Below are 23,602 nucleotides of genomic sequence, written 5' to 3'. Positions count from 1 at the left end.
TGATTCATAGGCAGCGGGAATGGGGAGCAGTTACCGCAGGCCGACCAGCAGCCCTATATCCGGGCAGCGGCCCGTTCAATTTCGACTTAGCTTACGTATGGGGAGATTCAACTCAGTTGCCCGGCGCGCCGCCGGGGGTTCCGACTCGGTTCGGAACCCCCGGCGGGCGGACCGTGCTGCGAGTATTCTCCTACCATCCCATGCCCATGCTGCCGACCATATCTGGCCCCACCGACGAAGACGGGTTGGTGCAGCGGCTACTGGCCCGCGACGAGCGGGCCATGCGGCAGGTGGACGAGCGGTATGGCCCAAACCTGCTGGCCGTGATTCGGCGGGTGGTGGGCGAAGAAACCCAGGCCCAGGACATTCTGCAGGAGGGCCTGCTGAAAATCTGGCTCAGCATAGCCAGCTACGATGCCGGCCGCGGCCGGCTGTTTACCTGGATGGTGCGCATATGCTGCAACCAGGCCATCGACTCGCTGCGCAGCCCCCGTAACCGCTTTCACCGCGGTACGCAGTCGCTGGACGTGGCCGAAGTGCGGCTGGCCCCGGCCGCGCCCACCTTCCAGCCCGAACACATTGGCGTGCGCGAACTGACCAGGCACCTCCAGCACCGGCAGCGGGAAGTGATGAACCTGCTGTATTTCGGGGGCTACACTCAGGTAGAAGTCGCCGAAGTGCTGGACATTCCGCTGGCCACGGTCAAAACGCGGGTCCGGGCCGCGCGGCTCGCGCTGGCCTATTTTGCGCGCTAACCACCCGGGCTGCCCAAGGAGGTAAAGGCCATTTGCGAAAGCGCATGCCGGGCGCGGCCAGGGCCGTCTCAGGCCTCCCATTTTCAACCTTATGGCTGCGCTACCGTTGAGCTATCGATGGAGGTTGGCTATCCATTTTATGCTATTGTCCGGGGCATTGGCCGGGCAGACGTATACCACTCGCACCCCGAGTGCCCGGTGGCGCGCAGTATTGCGCCCTGCTTCCGCATGCTGGTCATTCCGGCGGGGCGGGCGGAGTGCTCCTTTTGTGCGGTGCACCACGCGGCCCAAGCGCTTACTCGTACTCTTGAGCCGCCAGGTGGGCCAGTACCTGAGCAATTGTGAGGTTGCCGCGCACGAACTGGTCGAGCAGCATGCGCTCGTAGGGCCGCGGGGCCCGCGGGGTGTGGCGGGTCTGGTGCAGGGCACCGTTGACCAGCCGGCGGCGGCCGGCTTCGGTAGCCGGCAGGGAGGACTGCTGGCCGAGCCAGTGGGCGAGGAAGCTAAACATCCCTAAAATTCAGCACGGCGGGCGGCAACCACAAGCTGAACAAGCGGCATTTCTGCCGAATAAACCTGGGGGGGGGGGCCAACCGCAGGGCTGGATTCCGCCGCCGAAGCGGGCCGGGAGCCGATGCCGCTACCTGCTGACCACCGGCCAGCAAGCGGCGGCGCAGCCCGAGACAAGCGCCAAACAAGCCGGTTGCTCCGGCGGGCGGAGTGGGCGGAGTGGGCGGGAGAGGCGGGAGAGGCGGGCGGGTTAGCGCAGCTCTTTTTGCTGGAATTGCAAATCGCCGCTGAGGGCTTCCTGCTGCAGGATGGATTCGTGGACCACGCGGGCCTGCTGGCCAGCGTGCTCGGCTTTCCGGAAAAACAGCGCGGCCACCTCGGCCTGCTGGTCTTTGGCAAAATACTCGGCCATGTTCTGCAGCAGCATCTTGGTTTCTTCGAGCCCACGCATAGACTGGTAGAGCATACTTTCGACCGAGGCCGTGACTTCGCCCAGCAGCGCGCTGACGGTGTAGGCGTGGCCGGTGTGGCAGCGGTAGCGAATGAGCTTGCCCTCGATGAGCTGGGTGAGGGCACCGTGGCAGTCGGGGCAGGTGAAGGGCGTGAGCTTGCCCTGGTCGATGATGCCCAGCTCGAAGGCCCCGCCCTGCTTGGCAATGGTCAGTTCCATTTGGAGCAGCTCCCGTTCCGCGGCGGGCAGGCGGGTTTTCGCGGGGGCCGGCTCCAGGGTGAGGCGCACCAGCAGGGAGCCGAGCTCGGCCAGGGGCACCACATAATCGGCCGCGACGAATTGCAGGGCATTTTCGGGCATGGCGGGCTGCTGGGCATCGTGGGGGTCCTGCACCACGGCCAGCCCGCCCATGCGCTGCACGCTCCAGAGGCCGGACGTGCCGTCGTCGAGGTAGCCGGTGAGCACCACGCCAATCACGCGGGGGCCGAAGGTGTAGGCCGCCGAACGAAACAGCGCGTCAATGCTGGGCCGGAACCGGTTTTCCTTGGGGCCGCGGGTGACGAGCACCGTATCGTCCTCCACCAGCAGATGGTGGTCGGGCTTGGCGACATAAATCACGCCGGGCCGGATGGTTTCCCCATCCTGCGGGTGCTTCGCCGGCAGGGCCGAGACGTGGCTGAGCAGCTCGGGCAGGATGCTCTGCGAATCGGCCCCGACGTGCTGCACCACGAAAATGGGGGCCGGAAAATCGGCGGGCAGGGTTTTGACCAGCGCCAGCAGCGCCGTGACGCCCCCGGCCGAGGCCCCGATGACGACAATATCCCGGCGTTGACGCTTGGTTGTTCCGTTGGTTTTCGCGGCCATAGGCTTCGTTACTGGTGGGGGAGCTCCCGGACAAGCGTACGGCGAAAAGCCGGGGGTGGTCTGGAAAGGCCGGGGATTTCCGAAGGCGGGGCCGCGCGCCTGGGGTGGGCAAGTCCGCCCGCGGCCTCGCGGCTGTTCCACTCGGGCACGCGGGCCCCGGCGCGGGCCAGGGTAAAGCGCACCAGTAGGAGGCCGGAGGGCGTGCGGGAGGACCCGCCAACCAAATGGACCGTGAAACTGGTGCCCGCCTCGGGGAGCAAGGGCACTGGGGCCCGTTGCAGGTGCTGCTGGCCGAGGCAGTGGTGGAAGAAGCGCTGAAAGTCGTCGCGGCCGGCGGGGGCCACGAACTGCAGGAACCGCCGGCCCGTCAGGCGCGCCACGGTGGTTTCCAGCAGCTGCGCGGCGCGGTGGTTGATGTGGGCCAGCACGCCTTCGGCATCGAGCGTGAGCAAGGCGACCGGGGCGGCGTCGAACAGGTCCTGGTACAGGGCCTGCGCAGTGGCGGCGGCCAGCCCGGCGCGGAATGGGCCTTGGTTAAAAACGTAGCCCAAAAGTCGCATTTGGAATTTACATCTGTGCGCCCGGTCCTTTCAGCCCCTTCTCCTCGCTTCATACAAATCAGCAGTCTCCCCCTTCTTTAGAGAAGTGACTAGTTGCGCTGCCAGACAGCATTCGGGCAGGTAAGCGTAAAGTAGCCGCTCTGCCCTCCGTCCTCTGTCATTCACTAGAAAGCCCTCCCCTACTCTTGCGGGGAAGGCTTTCTAAGAATAGACTCGGCTCACTTAGCCGTAGAGCCGCTTACGCTAAGCCCCTACGGCTAAGTGAGCCGTTAGCGTTGCCAGTTACAGAAGTTTGCTCCGAATATTGCTCCGCATTGTTATGCAATAGCCCACATTGTTTCAAATGGCTCTAGCGTTTAGCCCGACGCAGCAATACCAGCCCGTAGAGCAACAGCAGGGCCAGCGGCGAACTAATCAAATCCATGAGCCGATGGCCCTGCACCGACGCCAATGGCCAGCCGGCCTGCTGGCCGAGCAGCAGCAGCGCCAGGCTCAGGCTAAAAGCCAGTCCGTAACCCAGCCCAATGGCGCGGGTATGGCGACCTCGTAGCAGCACATGCAGTAACCCAATACTCACCAGCATGTAGAGCAGACGGTAGCTAAGGCCCACTACCACGCCGTGGGTGCTCAGACCCGAGGGCTGCACCAGCTTCTGGGCCACCGGACCCAACCCGCCGAGCACGGCCTGCCAGGTGCGGGTAAGCACCGCAAACACCGGCTCATCAAACTGGCCTAGCCCGAACAAAGTAAGCCCGAGCGCCAATGCCACCACGAGCCGTCCGGAGCTCAGCCGGTTGGTAGTCGCCGCGGCCGGCACGATTGGTGTCGGTGCGGGCCGGCTTTCTACCCCCACCCTAGCCATGCGCTACCGCTGTAAGGGCAACCTGGGGCCGCACCCACTGGTGCCAGAGTACCAGAATGGCCCCGTAGGCCACAAAGGTGAAGGTGTAGTGGTGGTTGAACTCGACCGTGTGGTACCAGTAGGTGTGGTTGATGGCCAGCGCGGCAATGCGCAGCACGTTAATGCCGTAGATGACGGCCAAGCCCAGCGGAATAAACCACAGCCGACGCCGACCGCTGCCGGGGTAGGCCAGCACGAAGCCCGCAAACAGGGCGTAGAGCACCAGCCCGTTGCAGGGGTTGCCCACGTACACGGCCGCCTGCCCGAACATCGTCACGGTGGTCGGTGCGGCCGGGTCAGTACCGGCGGCCACGCCTACTAACTTTAACAGCCCGGCCGCTGCCACCGCCAGGTTGGCCGACAGGGCATCATCGAGGTTGCCAGCGGGCTCCAGGCCCTGCTCGTAAATCAGCACCCACAGGGCATAGAAGCCGGCGGCCAGCAGCAGAAACTGCACTTGCGGCCGGGCCGCCAGCCACTGCCGGGCCGAATGGATAATCGGGGAGGAAAGCATACGATTACATACAAATAAGGAAAACACGCCGGGCCGATGCATTGACATCGGCCCGGAGAGTAAAGGTAAAGAAGGGGTTATTTGCGCGCCCGGTGCTGACGCAGGCGCTTGAGGCCGTAAGCGGCGCCGGCAGCCAGTAGCAGACTGGCCCCGCCGTCAATGGGCACGGCCGTGGGCTGGTTGGGCTGGTTGGGAATCGGCCCGCCAGGCCCCGGGCCCTGAGCCAGTAAAGCGGTGCTCACCAGCAGCAGGGGCAAGAGTAGAAAGAAGAAACGCATAGCAGAAGGTTTTAAAGAAAAAATTGAGGGAAAAAGCCTCGCCCAGGGGCCCGGCCACTGCGGGGGTGGCCGGACCTGGGGGGCATTGCTTTACTGCACTACCACGCGTTGCACCACGGTCTGGCCGCCGGCCAGCGTTACGCGCAAGGCGTACACGCCGCTGGGCAGGCCCTGGAGGTTAAGCGTAGTTTCGGTGGTGGGCAGCGCCAGCGTGCGCAGCTGCTGGCCAATGCCGTTGAGCAGCACGGCCGAGGCCGCGGCGCCCGCCGGGCGGCTGATGGTGAGCTGGCCCTGAGCCGGGTTGGGGTAAGCCCGCACCTGGGCGGCCAGTGCGGCCGAACCCGAGGCCAGCACCGCGTTGGGCCGCAGGTTGAGCACGAAGCGGCCGGCCACGCGGCGGCTGTCGGTGGAGAAGGCATAGCCGGCGGCCGATAGCTGGCGCAGGTCGTGGCGGGTGCCGGTGAGGTTGTCGACCAGCTCCACGAGCGTGGAGGTCGGCAGGTTAGCCAAGCTGGGGGCCGAGATGGCGAAGCGCCCGGCCTGGGGCACATCCACCGTCAGCGGTACGATTACGGCGGCACTGCTCAGCACGGGCAGGCCATTGACGGCCAGCGCCTCGCCGGTAGCGGCTATCGAGGCCAGGTTCAGGCCCGTAGTGTTGGGCAGCTTCTCGGCGTCGTAGTGGTCGTCGCGGCCGGTGGTAGCGCCGGCTTCAAAGTAAACAAAGGTTGGCTCGTGGGTGCCCTGCGCATCCACCAGGTCCAGCTGCACGGCGGGCCGGGTGTCGGCTGCCCCGCGGTTGAAGGTCGGGTTCTGATAGCTCGTTACGCGCCAGCTGTTCTGGAAGCTGAAGCTGGGTACGTTCTGGCTCACGCGCAGGAAGAAGCCCTGCATGGCCGGGATGAGGCCACCGGGCAGTGTGCCGAAACCGTTCTGGTAGAACTGGTAGGTGCCGGCGTACTGGCTGCTCGACTTATGGGTGTAGATGGCGTCAATTACGCCGGTGGGCAGGCCGGTACGGGCCACGTTCCAATCGAGGGGGGCCGGGTAGGGGTTACCCAGCAGCTGCCAGCCGGCGTTGGCCTGCTGGCCGCGCGAGAGGGCTCCAACTGGCACAGTGCCGGTGGAGAGCGTACCGGTCAGATCCACCGTTTCGCTGGCGGCCAGGTTGACCGTGTAGCCGCGACCAGGCACCAGGGTGTTGGTCAGCGCAGCGGGCGAGAAGTAGCCGAAATTAAAGTCACTGGTCAGGGCGTTGGCGCTGGTCAGGCGGGCCTCGTCGTAGCCGTACACGGTAGGGAAAGGCGTGGTGCTGCCCGGGTTGGCGGCTGTGTTGTAGGCCGGATTGATGACGGGCGTAAAGCCGGCAGTAGCCAGGTCATTGATCGTAGTGGCCTGCACCGGCGAGCTGTAGTGGCGGTAGCCCAGCCCGGCGTTCAGGCTCGGGTCGATATAGCGCTGCATGGTGGCGTTGCCGTTGATGGTGCCCGTCCCATTGTCGACGACCATAGCCGTGCCCGTGGCGTCCGAAAGCAGCGTCAGCGTCTGGCCGTTGGTGTTCAGGTCGCCGCTGGCCGGGGCTAGTACGCCATGAACGCTCACGGCACTGGTTTGGAATGCCCCGGCCGTATTGGCGATGCGCAAGCTCCAGAACTGGGTGCTGCCGCTGCCGCCCACTACCTGCGGGCTGGTGCCGCTCAGGGTGGTAGTACCGGCCGTAGCGCTGAACGTGCCGCTGTTGCTCAGGCTGGCTTTCAGGTCCAGCGTGCCGCCGTTCATCGTCAGGCGGGCACCGGTGCCGAGCGTGAGGCCGTTAGCCAGGGCGTTGCCGCTGGCAATGACCGGATAGGGGGCCGTATTAGCAGGAACGGTCGCATCGAGCAGGCTCGTGGGAACCCCGTTTGACCAGTTGCCCGGTGTGAACCAATCAGTCGTACCGGTGCCGAGCGGGTTACCCAGCCAAAACGTGCCGGTTACAACCGCGCCGGGCAGGCTGGCCGTGTTGGTATCAATGGTCACGGCACCACCGCGCGAGAGGCCACGGCCTATCAGGCTGGCGCCTTGAATCATGTTGATAGCCCCGTCCACCAGCAGAGTGCCCCGCATCACGGAGTTCTGGCCCAAAGTAACGAGCCCACCAATCTGCCAGTACACGTTGCCGGGCGTGGCCCCGTTTTGCGTCAGCACCACCGAGTTGGCGGCTGTCGTCAGGGCCCCCGATACGCGCAGGAAGAACTTCGCGTTGGGGTCACCGCCGCCGTCCAGAATTAGTGTGCCAGCCAGCGTAGTAGCCGCGCCCACGCAGTACGAACCGGGTATCAGCGTCTGGGCCGGCGTGCCGCCGTACACGGCCAGCGGCGTAACGCACGGAATGGTTGACATATAGCCGAAGGCCGTTTGCACGTCCGTGGCCGCTTGCGTGGAGGTGGCATCGGCCACGTGGATGTTGCCAGTGACAACACCTAGGGGAAACCCACTAAAAGCCCCTGCGTTGGTGCCGATGTCGCCTTGAATAACGGTCGGCCCGACGTTGTTGAAGGCTCCAACGGCGGTGAATAACGCGAAGCTATTGGCGGCCCCCAGGTCGGGAGCTACTTGGGCAACGCTGGCCGGGGAGCCCAGCAACAGGCAGGCAGCCAGCAGCACGCCCCCCTTGGCAAGGGCGCGGTTGACGGAATAGAGAGTTTTCATAGATGGGGGAGAGTGAACATCCCGGAAGTGCCGGAATGCGTGCCGATGGCTCGGCGTGAGAATCCAACAGTCGCGTCCGCCGCTTGCCAAGCCCACGCTGCCTACCCCCCCCCATATGATAGGTAGGACGTTGCGAGGACAAGCTCTTAGCGACCTGAATCTAAGGCAAGATATACCGGCAGTTTTGCATTTTTCTTCAGTTCTATAAATGGGAATAGCAACATTATTCTACCGCCCCATTTAGAGTCTTAAATGGGTCTTTTACCGGTTATTAGTCCCAAAAAGATATCTTATTCCCAAAATAGCACTCTGCCTCAGTTAAGGCTAATTATTATTTTTTTAATAATTTACTTCCGTTTTTGGAGAAGCCAATAGCGAAGAGCCAAGAATAGAATATTTCTTAGAACAGGCTACTACTGGTGCTACCAGAGCGCCCCGCATTTGTAGCCTCTAAAGGGTACATTCGCCCAACGGTCGCATAAGTTGCCCAGTTCAGCTATTCCCTCTCGCAGCATATGAGTGGGCAGATACTTCGCCGGTTGTACTTCGCATGCAAAAGCCATAACTGCACAGACAGGCTAATGTGCTGAGTTATTCCAATTTCATATTGTCCGAAGGAAGTGTAGTAAGGCAATCATTTGGACCGCCACTCGGCTCCGCGCTACCGCTTTCCACGCCAATTTGAAACAGACCAGTTACGTTACTGCCTTAGCGCAATTTCTGTGGCTACTGGACCGTCCGCCAAATGGCCGTTTAACTTTTAAACAAGGGCAGAAGTGCTCGACCTGTGCATCGAGCACTTCTTTGTTCAGGGCTTCGAGCTCCACCTGATGCACCCGCAGCTCCTGCACCAGCCACTGGCTTTCGTGCGGGTAAGCTCTTCGGCGGGGCGGGCCTCCAGACGCAGGCGCTGCTCGGCCCGGGCGCGCAGGTCGAGCAGGGGCTGGTCGGGAGGCAGGGACGGGAAACCAGCAGTTGAATTGGACATGGATGGGGGAGCGGGTTAAGCCAGGCAAGCTACTCCCACAACCGGGAATGAGGCTAACGCATTTGAGTTGACGTAGCTAAAGCCGCTCCCGGGTTCAGGCACCGGCCGGGCGTTGCGGGGTGGCCTCATTCGATTTCTCGACTGGGTCTGGGGCTGGGGCTTTCACGGGGGTCTCCTCGTGGGAAGCGGAGAAGGCCGGGTTTTCGCGCAGGGCCTGGACCATCTCCGAACTCAGGGCTACGCTGGAAATGCCGTAGCCATCCACCAGCGTGCCTTTCACGCCGTGCCGGGCCGAGGAAATGGCGTACACCACGGCCGCGTCGCCAGGGTCCGACATGCCTTCGAAGCGGTAGTGCTTATCGACCAGAAACTCGCTCGGGGAAATCTGCAGGGCATTGCCGTAGCAGACCAGGCAGCTGTCGTGGAGGTTGAAGTCGGCGGTATAGCCTTCTTTTTTCAGGTTATTCAGCACTTCGGAAACGGTGGTCATCGGTATCATAGGGGTGGGGTAGTAAGGGCCGGGCCCTGGAGGAGCAGCAGGCACACGCGGGCAATACGCTACCGGACTTGACAAACGTCATTCCGGCCTCCTGATAGGCGTCATACGGGCCGGCGGGGGCTTCCGCTAACTTTATGGCTACTTATCCTGCCTTGCTTCCGACCCGGCACGGTGCTGCTTACTTTTCCCCCGGCCCATGTTTTCCACCGATATTCTCCCGATCTTACCCACCCACCCGGCCATGCTGCTCGTGATGCTACCCACCGTGGGCCCCGGCACCAAGCAGGAAAGTCTGCTCGTCCGCACGGCCACCAATCTGATGCTAAAAAATTTGCAGCGCGAGCTCGGCACCGCTATTCACGTGCTGAAAGTGGACGCCGGCACCCACCCCGCCGTGGTCCACGCCTTCGATGGCCAGGGCGTGCCGGCCTTTGTGCTGCTGCGCGACGGCGCGGAGCTGTGGCGGCAGCAGGGCCTGCCCGAAGGCGAGCCCATGGCGGCTTTGCTGCTGAGCAAGCTGGCCGCCGCTGCTATACGCCTGCCTGGTTAGCTGGTTCCAGGGGGCCGCTACCGGCAGAGTGGCCGCGCCCCAGCCCTAACCACCCCGCCAGCGGCAGTGTTACGGCGTTGGTCTCACCCGGGTCCTCCCTTCAAGCGGGACGATTTGGTACTACTATCAGCCGCACAGCTCAGCCTTATGTTACAGCCTTCCCCATATACGGGCACCTTAGGTAAGGGCCCGGCCCTCCCTTTGCCGAAGGGGCCCGCACCGCTGTCCCTGTTCTCCGAGCTGTACGCGGCCCTGCGCCGCAACTGGCCGCACTACCTGGCCGAAGCCGGCGGGCTGGCCCTTTTCATTATCGGAGCCAGTTTGCTGACCATAGTCCTGGAACATCCCAATTCGCCGTTGCACCAGTGGCTGGTAGCGCAGGGAGCGGGCAAACTGGGGCGCCGCATCCCACTGGGAATGGGCATGGGCCTGGTTATCGTAGCCTTAGTCTATAACCCCTGGGGTAAAAAGTCGGGCGCGCACCTGAATCCGTCCGTGACGCTGGCTTTCTGGCAGCTGGGCCACATGAAGTGGCCCGATGCCTGCTGGTACGTGGTGGCGCAGGCCGTAGGTTCCGTCACGGCAGCCCTGGGCCTGGGCCTGGTACTGGGGGACTACTACGCCCATATGAGCGTCCATTTTATCACCACCAAACCAGGACCGGGCGGGCCGGCGGTGGCGTTTGCGGCCGAATTTGTCATCTCCTTCGGGCTGATGTGGCTGCTGCTGCTGGCGCTGCATTCGGCCCGGCTGCAACCAGTTACCGGCTGGCTGGTGGGGGGCCTGCTGATGGTCTACATTATCGTCGAAGCGCCGCTTTCGGGCATGAGCCTCAACCCATTCCGCACCCTTTCGGCCGCAGTGGTGGCTGGCGACTACACGGCGCTGTGGGTGTATTTGCTGGCCCCCACGGCGGCCATGTGCCTGGCCACGGCTTTGTTTCAGCGGTTTTATCGGCACCCCGACCAACCGCCCACTTCCGCCAGGCCGCCGCAGTACCCTGATTTGTCGGCCGGGGGAGTAAGGGCCGAAAGCCTATCGCCCGAATTTCCGCAAAGGGGAAAAGGAGGCGCACAATAGCCGGAAGGGAGAAAAAACGGCAAGCGAAAGTGACAGCGCCGCTCGTTGGCTCATGCGCGGCAGGCAGTCGGGCTGGTCCGGGGCCCGGGCAGGCGCTACGGCGTGGTGCGGGGGCTGCATCAAGTCCGTTACGCCTACCCTTAACCAGCAGGCCAGGGCGGTGACGAGGGCGTAACAGAATGCGGATATGGGGCAGGGAGGAGCGCCAGCAGGAGCAGTACGCGCCGGGGTGTATCTGACCGGGACTTATCGTTACCGACAAGCGCGGGGGGGAATCGGAGCATAACCGCCCCTCCACCCCGGCGCTGGACGTGGGCGTTGCTGCTGGCCGATGGGGCGGTGCCGTAGTCGGGGCGGCAGCTTTCCAGGTTCGTGCGGCTGATAAAGGCGGCCGGTACGCGGGTGCCCTTGCTGCGGAGGAGTAGCCGGCGGCTGGCCGGGATTTAAAGGGCCCGCTGCATGTTGAAGGCCAGGGTGGAAACGAAGCGAGCGGGCCCAATGGTCCGCTCGTTTTGCCTACGGGTTGCCAATGGGTTGGTGCGTCCCTACGTTAGCGGAAATCGGCGCTGGAAGTGGAGCTTAAGGATGGTGTCGAGCTTTTCTTTGGTGAGCGGCTTGCTGACCAGGCCGGCGATGGGCAGGGACTCGATGCGGCCCAGGTCGTGCGAGCTCATGTACGCCGTGTGCATCACAATGACCACGGCCTGCTGTTGAGCCGGGGGCAGGCGCTGGTAGGCTTCCACGAACGCCATGCCGTCCATGCCGGGCATTTTCACGTCGAGCAACACCAGGACCGGGCTGGTGGGGTTGGCCTCCAAAGCCAACTCCTCGAGGGCGGCAAAGGCCTGCTCGCCATCGTTGGCCGACAGGTACTGGTCGGCGACGCCCAGCTCTTGCAGCAAACGTTGGTTGAGGTCGTTGGTGAGCTGGTCGTCGTCGACGAGTAGTACGCTGGAAAGTTTTATCATAGTAGAGAGCAGGGCGGCGGCAAAGCCGGGACTGGACGGGGCTGGTTGTAGTTAAACCCCAGGCGTACAAAAGTAGTGCCGGGCGCCTTACTAAGCCAGCTTCATGAAAAAGGCGGCCCCTTGCTGTTGGCGGCTTTCGCGCCCGATGGCGCCGCCGGGTAGTTTGACGGGTTGCCGGGCATTGCCATGGAACAGGCCCCTGAAAAACAGGGCTATTTCACCCCTGACTTTCGGTGGCTCGTATGCGCTTTGGAAGGGTAGCGGGTGCTCCGCTTGGCCCGCTCCTACTCCTGCTTCGCCAAGCCTATGAAAGCCACCCCGCCCATTGCCACGTGTGAGGTCCGGTTCCGGTCCCTGTTCGACAACACTCCCGAACTGATTCTCTACCAGAACGAAAAGGCCACGATTCTGGACGCCAACCCGGCCTTTCTCGCCCTGGTGGCCGAACCCAAGGACCGGGTAGTGGACCACTCCTACAACGATTTTTTGCCCCCGGCGGTGCAGCCCCTGTTCGCGGAAAAGCTGCAGGAAGCCTTCACCGGCAAAACCGTGCGCTTCGACATGTACGCCGCCCAGGGCCAATCCGCACCCCGGCACTGGGACGTGATGAAGGTGCCGCTGTGGGAAAACGGCGCCGTGGTCGGGGTTCACATGGTTGCCCGCGACATCACCGAAAAGGTGCTGGCGCAGCAGGAAGTAGTGGCCCAAAACCAGGACCTGCAACAGTTCACCTACATCGTGTCGCACAACCTGCGCGCCCCGCTGGCCAGCGCCCTGGGCCTGGCCGACCTGCTGGGCACGGAAGAACCAGGCTCTACGTACTTTGAAGAGACGCGCACCCACCTGCTGACCAGCCTGCACCAGCTCGACCGGGTGCTGCGCGACATGAACACCATTCTCGCCATTCGGGACCAGAAAAGCCTGGCCGAAGCCGAGGCCGTGCCCCTGGCCGAAGTGGTGCAGCAAGTAGTGCAGAACCTGCAGGAAGCGTTGGACCAGTGCGGGGGCACCATGCGGGTGGCCATTCCCGCCGGCCTGTCGGTGCGGGCCAACCGGGCCTACCTCTACAGCATCTTTTTCAACCTGCTCTCCAATGCGCTCCAGTACCGCGCCGACGAGCGGCCCCTGGAAGTTACCGTGACGGCGACGGGCGGGGAGGGGCAGGAAACGCGGATGACGGTCGCCGACAACGGCTCGGGCTTTGACCAGGAGCAGGCGGGCGACGACGTATTCAAGCTCTACAAGCGGTTCCATCCGCACCGCCCCGGTCGCGGGCTGGGCCTGTACTTAATCAAAACCCACGTCGAGAGTATGGGCGGGCACATTTCGGTCCATAGCCGGGTGGGTGAGGGCACTCGTTTCACAATTGTTATACTTTAAGCGGATGGATACGCTCCTTATCGACGACGACCCAACAGGCATCTTTTTGACGACCCGGCTGCTGCGCCGCGAAGGGCAGCCCACCGACGTGGTTACCTCCTTCGTCTCCCCGGTGGAAGCCGTGGCCTTTTTCCGGCAGCTGGGTCCTGCTGACGCGCTGCCCGACGTCGTGCTGCTGGACCTGAACATGCCCCTGCTCGACGGCTGGGACGTGTTGGACGCCCTTAAACCCCTGGAAGCGCACCTGCTGGGTCGGTGCGTGGTCTACGTCCTGACCTCCTCGCTGGCTCCTACCGACGCGGCCCGCGCCCGGCAGTACCCTTTGGTGGCGGGCGTGCTGCACAAACCGCTGGACAGGATGGAAATTCGGGCGATGCAGGCCCGGCTACAGGAAACGCGGCCCGCCTGACCGCTTCGCCCATGCCGCAATACCAACGCCCTACCGTGCTGCTCGTGGATGACGACGCGGCCACCAATTACTACAACCAGCGCCTGTTGCAGCGGATGCAGGTGAGCCAAGAGGTGCTGGTGGCCAGCAATGCCGACGACGCGCTGGCCGTGCTCAACGCCCGCTGCGCCCACCCCGAAACGGCCGAATGCCCCACCCTGATTCTGCTGGACTTCAACCTGCCGCTACGCAACGGCTTCGAGTTCCTGCACGCCTTTACCCGGCTACACCCGGCTTTGCCGCAGGCGTTCGTGGTGGTCCTGCTCAGCGCGTTGCCCCTCGCCCCCGACCTGGTGGAGGCCCAGCACCTGCCCGTCACGGCGATGCTGACCAAGCCCCTGACGGCAGAAGCAGTCAATTCTTTGCTGCACAATTACTTCGCGGTGGCAATTCCTTAACGTGCCCTGTTCTCCGAATTCTGAGCAGCCCCCATGAACGGCCGGGGCCAGGGGAAAGTCCTTTTCCTGGGCCGCTGAGGGGGCGAAGACAGCCCGGGCGGACTTTACACGGGCCGCCCGGGCTGCCCGGAAAAGAAGTGGCGGTTGCGGCCAAAGTAGCTGGCTGGCCGGGGCGGAGTGGCCGAAGTGTGCTGGAAGAAGTGGAGTGCGGTTGTCGCGAGTGAGGAACTTGGTGAGGGAGCCGGCGATGGCAGGGAGGGGCATCTTTCCACCAGCTGCATGGGCGCGGGCGCGGCGTTTGGCGTATACTGGAGCTGGACGCCACTGCTGCCCCCTCCCCTGGCGGCGCGGGCCGGCTCTTTTCCTTCGCTATCCCTTTCGTTTTATGGCTTCCTCCGCGTCAACCCCCGCTTCGCCCACCCCCGAAAAGAAGCAGGTCAAGTCCCTGCAGCAAAAGAACACCCGCCTGCGGGAGCAGAAGGTGGCCGACGACGAGCAAAAAGTGGTGGACGAGCGGTACCAGCGCAGCCAGGACCGGTTTCGGACCGTGTTCGAGAACTCGCCGATGGGCCAGAAAATCATTGACCCGGACCTGCGCATCCGCCAGGCCAACCAGGCGCTGGCCACGATGCTGGGTCTGAAAAGCCCGAAGAAAGTGGTGGGGCGCAAAATCGTCGACTTTGCCCACCCCGACTTTGTCAAGGACTGGGAGCAATTGCAGGAGCAGCTCTGGAACCACAAGAAGCCGAGCTTCGTGCTGGAAACCTGCCTGGTGCGCCCGGACAAGTCCTCGTTCTGGTGCCGGGTCACGTCGGTGCTCTTTCCCGACGATGGGGGCGAGCTGGGCTACACCACGCTGGAGGACATTACGGACCGCAGGCGGCTGGAGCTGGCCAACCAGCACCTCTACGACACGCAGGAAACCATCCTGCAGCTGGCCGCCCATGACCTCAAAGCGCCCATCGCCAACATCCTGATGATAATGACTATGCTGCGGGGCCACGCCGGGGTGCGCAGCATCGAGCCGGCCCCGGCCCGGCAGGATGTGGAAGAGCTGCTGGGCCTGGTGGAGCAGGCCTGCGAAAAAGCCGACGCGCTGCTGCGCGACGTGCTGTTTCTGGGCCAGCTGGAGGCCACCCGCTCCAAAAAACACCGCACCAACCTGGGGGCCTTCCTGGAAAAGCGCATGGCCCTGTTCCGCCTCTCGGCGCAGGAAAAAGGCATCCACCTGCGCCTAGAACTGCCCAAAACCCCCATTCACGCCGACATCCACGCCGATAAGTTCGGCCGCATCCTCGACAACCTGCTCTCCAACGCCCTCAACTTTACGCCCGCCGGCGGGAAGATTCGGGTGGGCCTGCGCCAGCTCAAAGGCCGCGTCCGGCTCGTGGTGCACGACACCGGGCTGGGCATTCCGGCAGCGCTGCAGCCCCACGTGTTCGACAAGTTCACCTCGGCCGCACGGCCGGGCCTGTACGGCGACACCACCACGGGCCTGGGCTTGTTTATCACCAAGCAAATTGTGGAAATGCACCAGGGTAAAATCTGGCTCGACAGCAAGGAGAACGAGGGCACGACCTTTTTCATTGACCTGGAATAAGGCCCCTGGTGCCGGTCTCGGTTAATCCGGAGCACCTTGGGGCGGGGGCGGGGCCGGGCTTCGGAAGCCGGGCCGGGCACGGGGCCATGAGTGGCCGGTAGCGGCCGAAGCAGGATTCGAGGCGGGCCAGCTGGGAGGCAATGGACCGGGGGGCAGTTTCGGATGACTATCTTGGGTGCGTTGCTGCCTTTCACCTATTCTGCCCGTATGGCCACCTATTCGCCTTCCCCCCTGCCCGACGACGAAGCTGCCCGGCTCGCGGCCCTGCGGTCCTTCGAGGTGTTGGCCGCGCTGGCCGAGCCCGTGTTTGAGGAGTTCGTGGCGTTGGCCGCGCGCCTGTTCCAGGTGCCCATCTCGCTGCTGTCGGTGGTGGAGGAAACCGACGTGCATTATCCGGCCACGGTGGGCATGCCCGCCCACACCCAGCTGCCGCGCGCGGAGGTGCTGTGCTCCACCGCTATTGCGCTGGGCCGGGCCGTGGTGTACCACGATGTGCTGCTGGAACAACACCCCCCTATTCCGGCGGAGGTGCTGCGGGTGGCGGAGCAGAACCACGTGCGCTTCTACGCCGGGGCCCTGCTGCGGCTGCCCGACCAGCACCCGCTCGGCACGCTGTGCCTCGTCAACCACGAGCCCCGCCCCTTTACGCCCGATGAGCAGCGCATTCTGGAGCTGCTCGCGGGGCTGGTCAGCCAGACGCTAGCCGTGCGCCACCAGTGCCGGGCGCTCCCGGCGGGTGGCGAGGCCCGATGGGCGCACCTGAGCGGCGAGTTGCAGGAAGAAATCGGGGCCCTCCATGCGCTGGTGCGCTACCTCAATGCCCGCAATGGCAGCGCGGTGCCCGTGCCGACGGCCTTTCTGACCCAGGTGGAAGGCCGCCTGCACGACCTGCAAGAAGTGCTGGATGCCCGCCGGTGCTAGTAGAACGAATGGACCTGCGCCAAACCACGCGGTTTGGGGCGCAGGAAATGGCCCGGCAGATGGCCGGGTGGCAGCAGGCAAGGCCTCGCTGCGGAGTGAAATTGTTTGATAACGCCTGAAACGGCCCCCAGGCCCGGCCGCCAGCCGCCGGGCCTTCCCCCTACCATGATGGACGCAATTACCCGGAACCAAGGAAGCAGCATACAGGCGGAAATAGCCGAGTTTACCGCGTTGCTGCACCAGCAGGGGGTGCATGCGGCCCTGGGCTACCTGAATTACCGCACGCCCCACCGCTACACGGGCGTGTGGCGTTTCGATGGGGACATCCTGCGCAGCGAGGTGCTCTTTGACCGAAAGGTGGCCGACGTGCGGCAGGGCTCCGACGCGCCCATGGCCGCCACGTACTGCTCGCTGGTGGGCCACACCGAAGCGCCGGTGCAGATTCTGGACGCCGCCGTGGACCCGCAGGCGCGGGGCATCGAAACGCCGGTTATTTCCTACTGCGGCGCGCTTATCCGTGACGGGCAGGGCCGGGCTTTCGGGACGCTGTGCCACTACGATTTGCAGCGCTGCCAGGAGCGCACCAGCGACCAGCCCCTGCTGGCGGCAGCCGCGCAGCTATTGTATGAGCACCTGCACCCCGGCGACGCGAAGTAGGCCCGGGCAGCAGCCTGGTGACCACGCCGGCGCTGGACGTGGCGTTTCAGCTGGCGGATGGGTCGGTGTCGTGGTGGGGGCTGTGGTTGAGCAAGCTTGCGCGGCTGGGGGCTGTGGTTGAGCAAGCTTGCGCGGCTGATGAAGGCGACCAATGCGGGCAGGCGTTTGCCCCGGAGGGAGTCCCCGGCGACTGGCCGGGGCTTAGGTACCGGCTGCATCTTGAGGTATAGCAGCAGTGCCCATACTTTGACAAGCGCGGGCACTGCTGCTCCTTGCCGGCTACTCTATGAAGCCGGGGCTTTTCAGCAGCACACGAATAAGCTGGCCCACTGCTACACTCTTTACTACCCGTTATATGGCCCTCACCCGCATTATCTCAACAGGCAGCGGCTACTCCCCGAAGGCGTTTATACTGCTGCCCTGCGCCAAAGAGCAGCAGCTAACACCCCACACGGCGGGCCGGGTCACGAATTCTGATGCCTCAGGTATCAGCCTGCAGGTGAAGTGCCGAAGCTGCGGAGCGGAATCCGTCTACCAGACGGCGCAGCTGCCGGAGGGCTACCGAATGTACGAGGTGCGCGTTACGGGGGAAGACGGGCCCCACCTGCCGGCGTCGCTGCGGCCCCTCCCCTATCTGGAGGAATCATTCAGCGTGGTGGCTACTTCCCCGCAGCATGCGCATGAGCAGGCGGAATTTGGACACTCGCTGCCCCTGGCGGGCCACCTTGCCAAGTATTATATCGATGGGGCGCTGCATCTGAATGAGCGGTTCTGAGCTTTGAGCCTAGTTGACCGGACCCGCTGCTCACCTCCCGCAATGCCCCGCCTGCGTTGGCGGCCGCAACGGGCCGCTAGGCATGAAGCGTGAGCGAACTACAGCCGCCAGTATTTCCTGCTTACTCCAAAGCTGCCTTTGGGACGAGGGGTAATACCCAGGCTATGACAGTACTGCTGGTATTGCTCTTCCAACTCTGTATCGGCCAGTGGCAGCGGCGTTTCGAGCAGTCTGGAAATTGCCGGGTTGGTTACCCGGCCGTCACGCTCTGCATTGCTGCTGTGTTTATCGAAGGTGTTGTTTTGGTACCCGATAAAACGGCTGGGAGCAAAACGCATGGTCTTCCCATCATTATAGGCGAGGAAACAGGTACCCCGCTCTATAAACCGGCGCGCTTCCTGCTGCTCATCGGCAGAGCCTGCCTGCAGATAATGCTCCAATTTTTTTTCAAGTTTTTGTTGAGGTGCTCGAGGGTATCAACAGTTTTTATCCGGGAGTAGCTTATGTTGGAATAGAGGGCAATAAACAAAGCTGTTTACAAAGTCAAAAGAACGTCATGCTGAGCTTGTCGAAGCATCTCTACCGCTTCGTATGAGCCATGCAACGAAGCGGTAGAGATGCTTCGACAAGCTCAGCATGACGTTCTGATTGATTCCGGGCACTTTGTAAACAGCTTCAACGACAGGTTTCATGACTTTCAAACCACTTACTCAATAACTCGAAATCCGCGCGGACAGGCATAGGCGCGCGTTCCGGCGGTAAAAACCTGGGTGGCCGGCAGACGCATATGAGCCACCAGGGGCTGGCTAGCGGAAACGGCCGCGCTGCATCCGGCTGATGACGTGGGTGACGACGCCCCAGACCTGGAACCGGTCGCCCAGCAGGCTGGTATCGATGGGACTGTGGGCGGGGTTGTCGGGAACGAGCCAGTAGCCGCCGGCCCGCTTTTCGAGCCGCTTGACGGTAAACTCCTCGTCGATGGCCGCTACTACAATGTCGCCCGACTCGGGGGTGAGGGAGCAGTCGACGGCCATCAGCGCGCCATCAGGAATGTGCGAGGGAGCACCGTCCATGCTGGTGCCCTGCACCCGGACCAGATAGGTGCAGTCGGGGCGGGGGATGAGCAGGTGGTTGAGGTCGATTTTAGTGTTCGGGGAGTTTTCGGCCAGGCTGGGGTAGCCGGCCGGAACGGGCGTTTCACATTGAGTGAGCCACAGGGGCTCGCGAATAACCTCTAGGATTTCAACGGTCGTCATAATGCTATCAGTGGGAATGAATGGGCATTTATAACGGCAATAATACTAATAATATTAGCGACTTTAAATCCAAATCCATTAGCAGCCAATCTTCTGGGAAGATGATACTGGCCTGGGCCATGAATAGCGGACATTTTTAGCCATTTAACAGTTGGCAGGCGGGATACTTGCTATCTGGTAGTAGTATTGCAGACTACTCCTGGAGTCTGCCAAGTGCCTGATTCTGTATCCTCCTCTATCTTCTGTCAGCTTGAGCACTCTACCCCACTACCTGGCCCGGCTTACGAAGCTGAAGGTGTATGTGCAGCCGGGAACCAAGCTGGAGGCGCCCTACAAGCCGGCACTGCTACTGGCGGTGCTGGAGGGCGTAGAGGAAGGCACGATTCGAGACAACCGCATTGCCATTACGCCGGAGCTGATTACGGGCTTCAAGGCCTACTGCCAGCTGCTGAGTCCGGGGCCAGAGTTTGGGGCGAGTCCGTTCCAGCTACCGTTTTTCCACTTGCGGAGTGAGAAGTTCTGGCACCTGCACGCCCGGCCGGGTCAGGAGCTGGTGCTGACAGCCTCCAAGTCGGTGCGCAGCTTCGGGCACCTGCGTGACGTAATCGCATATGCTTCGCTCGACCCGGCGCTGTGGGAACTGCTGCTGCAGCCGGTGGCCCGCGAGGAAATCCGGCAGGCGCTGCTGATGCGCTATTTCCCGCTGACGTGCCACTACTTCCGGCCGCGGGCGGGCTTGGAACGCTTGGATGAGTTGGGCCGGCAGATGCTGGAGGAGCCGGCGGCCGTGTACAACCGCACGGTGGACGTGGCCGATGAAACGGCCCTGGCCGAGCGTAGCGGCGTGTTCGTGCGGGAGGTGATACGAGCCTACCAGTCGACCTGCGCTGTGTCGGGCCTGCACCTGGTGAGCACCACTGGCACCGCCCCTTTGCTGGACGCCTGCCACATCGTGCCGTGGTCGGTGAGCCGGGATGACACCATCGGGAACGGGCTGGCGCTGTGCCCGAATCTACACCGGGCCTTCGACCGGCATCTGTTTTGGATTGATGGGGATTACCGGGTGCGGATGGCCGAGGGCTTCGGAGAACTGGGTGGGCACGATTACGGGGTGCAGCGCTTCAACGGGCAGCAGCTGCGGCTACCGAAGGTGCGGGCGTGGTGGCCGCGGGTGGAGAATCTGGCGGTGCAGCGGGGGTGATAGCACCTAACCAGGGTTATTTCTTCGTCAGCTCGTTCGCAATTAGCTCGGCCTGTTTCAGTACCGTTTCGGTGGCCAGTAGCTCCATATCGGGCGGGTAGCCAAACTGGCGGAGGGTGCGCTTGACAATGACTTTCAGCTTGGCTTTTACGCTTTCCTTGATGGTCCAGTCGATGGAGGCGTTGGCGCGAACCCGCTGGGTGAGCACCACGGCAAGCTCGCGCAGCTTGTCGCGCTGCATCAGCTCCTGGGCGCTGTCGTTGTTGGCTACGGCGGTGTAGAAGGCGTACTCGAACGTGGTGAGGCCAAGGGCTTTCGCCTCGCTGTCCATGTTCGTGATTTCCTTGCTGAGCTTAATTAGCTCGTCCATCACCTCGGCGGCGGTCAGGATTTTGGCGTGGTAGCGCTTGATGGCGCTTTCCAGCATTTCCATCAGGCTTTTGCTTTTCACCAGGTTCTGCTTGGCGCGGGCTTTCAGCTCGTCGTTCAGCAGCTTTTTGAGCACCTCCAGAGCCACGTTCTTGTGCTCCATGCCCTTCAGTTCCAGCAGGAATTCTTCGGAGAGGATGGAGATGTCGGGCTTCTTGATGCCGGCCGCGTCGAACACGTCAATCACCTGCTCCGACACCAGGGCTTTGTCGATTACCTGCCGGATGGTGGTTTCGATTTCCTCATCGGTGCGGCCGGTGCCGGTGCTGTCGAACTTGGCCAGGCGGGCTTTTACGGCCTGGAAAAACGACACTTCGTCCTTTACGGCCAACGCGGCCTCGTGCGGGATGGCAATGGCGAAGGCCTGCGAAAGCGCCGTCACTTCGTTGATGTAGCGCTTTTTGCCGTCGGGCAGGCCGAGAATATGCTCTTCGGCCGCCAGTATCATCGAGAGCTTCGTGGACGTGGGCGCGTCATAGTAGCTGTCATAGCCGAAGCCGTGGTATAGGTTCTGCACCACTTCCAGCTTTTCGGCCATCAGCGCCACGGCTTGCTTCTGGGCTACGGCGGGGTCGCCTTTGCCGCCCGCGTCGGAGTAGAACGAGAGGGCTTTTTTGAGGTCGGAGGCGATGCCCAGGTAATCGACTACCAGCCCGCCGGGCTTGTCCTTGTACACGCGGTTGACGCGGGCAATGGCCTGCATCAGGTTGTGGCCCTGCATGGGCTTGTCGATGTAGAGCGTGTGCAGGCTGGGCGCATCGAAGCCGGTGAGCCACATGTCGCGCACTATCACGAGCTGGAACTCGTCGGCGGGGTCTTTCATGCGCTCGGCCAGGGCGCGGCGCTGCTCTTTGGTGGTATGGTGCTGGGCAATGGTTGGGCCATCAGCGGAGGCCGACGTCATCACCACTTTTAGCTTGCCCTGCTTGAGGTCGGTGGAGTGCCACTCCGGGCGCAGGGCGATGATGGCCGCGTACAGCTCGGCGGCAATGCGGCGCGACATGGCCACTATCATCCCCTTGCCCTCGAATACTTCCTGGCGCTGCTCGAAGTGGGTCACCATGTCGGCGGCGATGGTGGCGATGCGCCGCTCGCTGCCGATAAGGGCTTCGAGCTGGGTCCATTTGGCCTTGGCCTTTTGGGTGTTGGTGAGGTCGTCGGCGTCCAGCTCCTCGTCCAGGTCGGCTACCAGCTGTTTGCCTTCCTCGCTCAGGCTCACTTTGGCCAGGCGGCTTTCGTAGTAGATGCGCACGGTGGCCCCGTCTTCCACGGCCTGGGCGATGTCGTAGATGTCGATGTAGTTGCCGAACACGGCGGGCGTATTCACGTCGGTTTGCTCGATGGGCGTGCCGGTGAAGCCCAGGTAGGTGGCCTGGGGCAGGGCGTCGCGCAGGTACTTGGCGAAGCCGTACACGGTGCGCTTTCCTATCACCTGACCTTCTTCCTTCACGTCCACTTCCCTGGCCTTGAAGCCATACTGCGTGCGGTGGGCCTCGTCGGCAATGACGATGATGTTGCGGCGGGCCGACAGCTCCTCGTACACGTTGCCTTCTTCGGGCTGAAACTTCTGGATGGTGCTGAACACCACCCCGCCCGAGGCCACGCGCAGCAGCTCTTTCAGCTGGTCGCGGGTTTCAACCTGCTTGGGTTCCTGGCGCAGCAGCTGGGTGCAGGCGGCGAAGGTGTCGAACAGCTGGTCGTCGAGGTCGTTACGGTCGGTGATGACGACTACCGTGGGGTTGTCGAGGGCCTGCACGATTTTGCCGGTGTAGAACACCATGCTCAGGCTCTTGCCGCTGCCCTGGGTGTGCCACACTACGCCGCCCTTGCGGTCGCCGAAGGGCTGGGCCGATACGGCGGGCAGGCCGTAGCGGGCGGGGTCTTCATCCGCCTGTGGCGGCGGGCCGTTTGGGGTGTAGAGATGCGACCCATCGCGTCTCGGCGTCCGCGCAGTGGGGGTGTCGTCTAACGAGGTGGGCGAACCGTTCAACGCCGAGACGCGATGGGTCGCGTCTCTACGACCGTCTGGACTCCCGGCGGCCCGCAGCGTCGATTGCACAGCGGCATTCACGGCGTAGTACTGGTGGTAGGCGGCCACCTTTTTTACCGTGGTGATGTGAATGACGCCCGTCTGGGGGTCTTCCTTTTTTGACTTCTCGAACACTACGAAGTGCCGCAGCAAATCGAGCAGGGTGGCCGGGGCCAGCATACCCCGGATGAGGGTTTCGAGCTGGCTCACCAGGGGCGAGGCTTCGGCCAGCCCGTCGGCTGATTTCCAGGCCATGAAGCGGCTCAGGCCCGCCGACAGCGAGCCGGCCCGCGCCTCCAGGCCATCGGAGATGACGAGCAGGCCATTGTAGGTGAACAGGCCCGGAATGAGGGCCTTGTAGGTGTCGAGCTGCTGGTAGGCCGACTTGAGGGTGGCGTTTTCGGCGGCGGCGTTTTTCAGCTCCAGCACCACCAGCGGCAGGCCGTTGACGAACAGCACCACGTCGGGCCGCTTCTGGTGGCCGTTTTCGATGACCGTGAACTGGTTGGCCACCACAAACTCGTTGCGGGCGGGCTGCTGGAAATCGACCAGCCACACCACCTCGCCGCGCTCCTGGCCGTGGTGCTGCCGGCCGACGGGCACGCCCTCGGTGAGCAGGCGGTGGAAGGTTTCGTTGTTGGCCAGCAGCTCGGGGGAGGCAATGCGCTGCACCTGCCGCAGGGCCTCTGCGCGGGCCTCGGCGGGCACGGTGGGGTTGAGCCGGGCAATGGCGGCGCGCAGGCGCTCCAGCAGCAGCACGTCGGCGAAGCTGGCCCGCTCGGGGTGGGGGCCGTCGGGGGCAAAGTCGGGGGCGTAGTGGTACTGGTAGCCCAGCGTTTGCAGCAGCTCGATGGCCAGCTCCTCAATTGCGTTTTCAGTCAGCTTGGCCATGGGGCAGA

The 23,602-nt window shown here is 63.3% G+C and carries 24 protein-coding genes; 11 read left to right on the top strand and 13 right to left on the bottom strand.

The window, feature by feature from the left end; all coding sequences use genetic code 11:
* Positions 1–206: 206 nt before the first annotated feature.
* Complete coding sequence (locus tag D0T11_RS05300; protein WP_245990606.1) at positions 207–755, top strand: RNA polymerase sigma factor; 549 nt, start codon at positions 207–209, stop codon at positions 753–755.
* Between the two features lie 295 nt (positions 756–1,050).
* On the opposite strand, the gene D0T11_RS05295 is transcribed toward D0T11_RS05300, so the two are convergent.
* The 9 genes from D0T11_RS05295 to D0T11_RS05255 all read right to left on the bottom strand — a co-directional run bounded on the left by D0T11_RS05295 (position 1,051) and on the right by D0T11_RS05255 (position 9,002).
* Entirely contained in the window at positions 1,051–1,266 is a 216-nt protein-coding gene (locus D0T11_RS05295) for a hypothetical protein (RefSeq protein WP_119654741.1), read from the bottom strand.
* Positions 1,267–1,515: 249 nt separating this feature from the next.
* Positions 1,516–2,580, bottom strand: a complete 1,065-nt coding sequence (locus D0T11_RS05290) for a chemotaxis protein CheB (RefSeq protein ID WP_119654740.1) — start codon at positions 2,578–2,580, stop codon at positions 1,516–1,518.
* A gap of 8 nt (positions 2,581–2,588) precedes the next feature.
* Positions 2,589–3,131: a PAS domain S-box protein gene (locus tag D0T11_RS05285; protein WP_182888253.1), complete on the bottom strand. Its 543-nt coding sequence runs from the start codon at positions 3,129–3,131 to the stop codon at positions 2,589–2,591.
* Between the two features lie 358 nt (positions 3,132–3,489).
* Complete coding sequence (locus D0T11_RS05280; protein WP_380283801.1) at positions 3,490–3,909, bottom strand: XrtX-associated membrane protein; 420 nt, start codon at positions 3,907–3,909, stop codon at positions 3,490–3,492.
* Positions 3,910–3,994: 85 nt separating this feature from the next.
* Positions 3,995–4,555 carry an exosortase X gene (xrtX, locus tag D0T11_RS05275; RefSeq protein WP_119654737.1) on the bottom strand — a complete coding sequence of 187 codons (561 nt, stop codon included), beginning with the start codon at positions 4,553–4,555 and terminating at the stop codon, positions 3,995–3,997.
* 77 nt (positions 4,556–4,632) lie between these two features.
* Entirely contained in the window at positions 4,633–4,833 is a 201-nt protein-coding gene (locus D0T11_RS05270) for a PID-CTERM protein-sorting domain-containing protein (RefSeq protein ID WP_119654736.1), read from the bottom strand.
* A 90-nt stretch (positions 4,834–4,923) separates the two neighbouring features.
* The gene (locus tag D0T11_RS05265) at positions 4,924–7,524 is read right to left on the bottom strand and encodes an ice-binding family protein (protein ID WP_119654735.1); all 2,601 of its coding nucleotides are present in this window, start codon (positions 7,522–7,524) and stop codon (positions 4,924–4,926) included.
* 808 nt (positions 7,525–8,332) lie between these two features.
* Positions 8,333–8,512 (bottom strand): hypothetical protein, encoded by a 180-nt coding sequence (locus D0T11_RS22015; RefSeq protein WP_147374532.1) that lies wholly within the window; start codon positions 8,510–8,512, stop codon positions 8,333–8,335.
* A 94-nt stretch (positions 8,513–8,606) separates the two neighbouring features.
* Positions 8,607–9,002, bottom strand: a complete 396-nt coding sequence (locus D0T11_RS05255; protein ID WP_119654733.1) for a phosphoribosylpyrophosphate synthetase — start codon at positions 9,000–9,002, stop codon at positions 8,607–8,609.
* A 205-nt stretch (positions 9,003–9,207) separates the two neighbouring features.
* Here D0T11_RS05255 and D0T11_RS05250 point away from each other — a divergent pair, with 205 nt between their 5' ends.
* Both D0T11_RS05250 and D0T11_RS05245 read left to right on the top strand, forming a co-directional pair.
* Positions 9,208–9,561: a YbbN family protein gene (locus D0T11_RS05250; RefSeq protein WP_119654732.1), complete on the top strand. Its 354-nt coding sequence runs from the start codon at positions 9,208–9,210 to the stop codon at positions 9,559–9,561.
* A gap of 201 nt (positions 9,562–9,762) precedes the next feature.
* Positions 9,763–10,641 carry an MIP/aquaporin family protein gene (locus D0T11_RS05245; protein WP_182888252.1) on the top strand — a complete coding sequence of 293 codons (879 nt, stop codon included), beginning with the start codon at positions 9,763–9,765 and terminating at the stop codon, positions 10,639–10,641.
* A gap of 545 nt (positions 10,642–11,186) precedes the next feature.
* On the opposite strand, the gene D0T11_RS05240 is transcribed toward D0T11_RS05245, so the two are convergent.
* On the bottom strand, positions 11,187–11,609 hold the full coding sequence (locus tag D0T11_RS05240; protein ID WP_119654730.1) for a response regulator: 423 nt from the start codon (positions 11,607–11,609) through the stop codon (positions 11,187–11,189).
* A 306-nt stretch (positions 11,610–11,915) separates the two neighbouring features.
* Between D0T11_RS05240 and D0T11_RS05235 the strand changes: the two genes are divergently transcribed.
* From D0T11_RS05235 to D0T11_RS05200, 7 genes are all read left to right on the top strand, one after another.
* The gene (locus D0T11_RS05235; protein WP_147374531.1) at positions 11,916–12,989 is read left to right on the top strand and encodes a sensor histidine kinase; all 1,074 of its coding nucleotides are present in this window, start codon (positions 11,916–11,918) and stop codon (positions 12,987–12,989) included.
* Between the two features lie 4 nt (positions 12,990–12,993).
* On the top strand, positions 12,994–13,398 hold the full coding sequence (locus tag D0T11_RS05230) for a response regulator (protein WP_119654728.1): 405 nt from the start codon (positions 12,994–12,996) through the stop codon (positions 13,396–13,398).
* An 11-nt stretch (positions 13,399–13,409) separates the two neighbouring features.
* On the top strand, positions 13,410–13,835 hold the full coding sequence (locus D0T11_RS05225; protein WP_119654727.1) for a response regulator: 426 nt from the start codon (positions 13,410–13,412) through the stop codon (positions 13,833–13,835).
* A gap of 385 nt (positions 13,836–14,220) precedes the next feature.
* On the top strand, positions 14,221–15,435 hold the full coding sequence (locus D0T11_RS05220) for a PAS domain-containing sensor histidine kinase (RefSeq protein ID WP_182888251.1): 1,215 nt from the start codon (positions 14,221–14,223) through the stop codon (positions 15,433–15,435).
* A gap of 207 nt (positions 15,436–15,642) precedes the next feature.
* Positions 15,643–16,356 carry a GAF domain-containing protein gene (locus D0T11_RS05215; RefSeq protein ID WP_182888250.1) on the top strand — a complete coding sequence of 238 codons (714 nt, stop codon included), beginning with the start codon at positions 15,643–15,645 and terminating at the stop codon, positions 16,354–16,356.
* A 165-nt stretch (positions 16,357–16,521) separates the two neighbouring features.
* Positions 16,522–17,013, top strand: a complete 492-nt coding sequence (locus D0T11_RS05210; RefSeq protein WP_147374530.1) for a hypothetical protein — start codon at positions 16,522–16,524, stop codon at positions 17,011–17,013.
* Between the two features lie 355 nt (positions 17,014–17,368).
* The gene (locus D0T11_RS05200; protein ID WP_119654723.1) at positions 17,369–17,788 is read left to right on the top strand and encodes a hypothetical protein; all 420 of its coding nucleotides are present in this window, start codon (positions 17,369–17,371) and stop codon (positions 17,786–17,788) included.
* A 98-nt stretch (positions 17,789–17,886) separates the two neighbouring features.
* Here the strand turns inward: D0T11_RS05200 and D0T11_RS22010 are convergent, their stop codons facing one another.
* Positions 17,887–18,228 (bottom strand): hypothetical protein, encoded by a 342-nt coding sequence (locus D0T11_RS22010; RefSeq protein WP_147374529.1) that lies wholly within the window; start codon positions 18,226–18,228, stop codon positions 17,887–17,889.
* A 366-nt stretch (positions 18,229–18,594) separates the two neighbouring features.
* Positions 18,595–19,044: a LexA family protein gene (locus D0T11_RS05190; protein WP_119654721.1), complete on the bottom strand. Its 450-nt coding sequence runs from the start codon at positions 19,042–19,044 to the stop codon at positions 18,595–18,597.
* Positions 19,045–19,294: 250 nt separating this feature from the next.
* Here D0T11_RS05190 and D0T11_RS05185 point away from each other — a divergent pair, with 250 nt between their 5' ends.
* A complete protein-coding gene (locus D0T11_RS05185) occupies positions 19,295–20,245 on the top strand; it encodes an HNH endonuclease (protein WP_119654720.1) in 951 nt (316 codons plus the stop codon).
* A 16-nt stretch (positions 20,246–20,261) separates the two neighbouring features.
* On the opposite strand, the gene D0T11_RS05180 is transcribed toward D0T11_RS05185, so the two are convergent.
* A complete protein-coding gene (locus D0T11_RS05180) occupies positions 20,262–23,594 on the bottom strand; it encodes a type I restriction endonuclease subunit R (RefSeq protein WP_119654719.1) in 3,333 nt (1,110 codons plus the stop codon).
* Positions 23,595–23,602: the final 8 nt, after the last annotated feature.

It is taken from the genome of Hymenobacter rubripertinctus, from assembly GCF_003583925.1.
Taxonomy (GTDB): Bacteria; Bacteroidota; Bacteroidia; order Cytophagales; family Hymenobacteraceae; genus Hymenobacter; species Hymenobacter rubripertinctus.
Note: the sequence above shows the minus strand (reverse complement) of the source record. Positions and strands in the feature narration are given on the sequence as shown.

What these genes read in the sequence shown, in the direction of transcription:
- D0T11_RS05300 (WP_245990606.1), top strand. Translation starts at nt 207, where the DNA reads ATGCTGCCGACCATATCTGGCCCCACCGACGAAGACGGGTTGGTGCAG.
- D0T11_RS05295 (WP_119654741.1), bottom strand. Translation starts at nt 1,266, where the DNA reads ATGTTTAGCTTCCTCGCCCACTGGCTCGGCCAGCAGTCCTCCCTGCCG.
- D0T11_RS05290 (WP_119654740.1), bottom strand. Translation starts at nt 2,580, where the DNA reads ATGGCCGCGAAAACCAACGGAACAACCAAGCGTCAACGCCGGGATATT.
- xrtX (WP_119654737.1), bottom strand. Translation starts at nt 4,555, where the DNA reads ATGCTTTCCTCCCCGATTATCCATTCGGCCCGGCAGTGGCTGGCGGCC.
- D0T11_RS05270 (WP_119654736.1), bottom strand. Translation starts at nt 4,833, where the DNA reads ATGCGTTTCTTCTTTCTACTCTTGCCCCTGCTGCTGGTGAGCACCGCT.
- D0T11_RS05265 (WP_119654735.1), bottom strand. Translation starts at nt 7,524, where the DNA reads ATGAAAACTCTCTATTCCGTCAACCGCGCCCTTGCCAAGGGGGGCGTG.
- D0T11_RS22015 (WP_147374532.1), bottom strand. Translation starts at nt 8,512, where the DNA reads ATGTCCAATTCAACTGCTGGTTTCCCGTCCCTGCCTCCCGACCAGCCC.
- D0T11_RS05255 (WP_119654733.1), bottom strand. Translation starts at nt 9,002, where the DNA reads ATGACCACCGTTTCCGAAGTGCTGAATAACCTGAAAAAAGAAGGCTAT.
- D0T11_RS05250 (WP_119654732.1), top strand. Translation starts at nt 9,208, where the DNA reads ATGTTTTCCACCGATATTCTCCCGATCTTACCCACCCACCCGGCCATG.
- D0T11_RS05240 (WP_119654730.1), bottom strand. Translation starts at nt 11,609, where the DNA reads ATGATAAAACTTTCCAGCGTACTACTCGTCGACGACGACCAGCTCACC.
- D0T11_RS05235 (WP_147374531.1), top strand. Translation starts at nt 11,916, where the DNA reads ATGAAAGCCACCCCGCCCATTGCCACGTGTGAGGTCCGGTTCCGGTCC.
- D0T11_RS05230 (WP_119654728.1), top strand. Translation starts at nt 12,994, where the DNA reads ATGGATACGCTCCTTATCGACGACGACCCAACAGGCATCTTTTTGACG.
- D0T11_RS05225 (WP_119654727.1), top strand. Translation starts at nt 13,410, where the DNA reads ATGCCGCAATACCAACGCCCTACCGTGCTGCTCGTGGATGACGACGCG.
- D0T11_RS05220 (WP_182888251.1), top strand. Translation starts at nt 14,221, where the DNA reads ATGGCTTCCTCCGCGTCAACCCCCGCTTCGCCCACCCCCGAAAAGAAG.
- D0T11_RS05215 (WP_182888250.1), top strand. Translation starts at nt 15,643, where the DNA reads ATGGCCACCTATTCGCCTTCCCCCCTGCCCGACGACGAAGCTGCCCGG.
- D0T11_RS05210 (WP_147374530.1), top strand. Translation starts at nt 16,522, where the DNA reads ATGATGGACGCAATTACCCGGAACCAAGGAAGCAGCATACAGGCGGAA.
- D0T11_RS05200 (WP_119654723.1), top strand. Translation starts at nt 17,369, where the DNA reads ATGGCCCTCACCCGCATTATCTCAACAGGCAGCGGCTACTCCCCGAAG.
- D0T11_RS05190 (WP_119654721.1), bottom strand. Translation starts at nt 19,044, where the DNA reads ATGACGACCGTTGAAATCCTAGAGGTTATTCGCGAGCCCCTGTGGCTC.
- D0T11_RS05180 (WP_119654719.1), bottom strand. Translation starts at nt 23,594, where the DNA reads ATGGCCAAGCTGACTGAAAACGCAATTGAGGAGCTGGCCATCGAGCTG.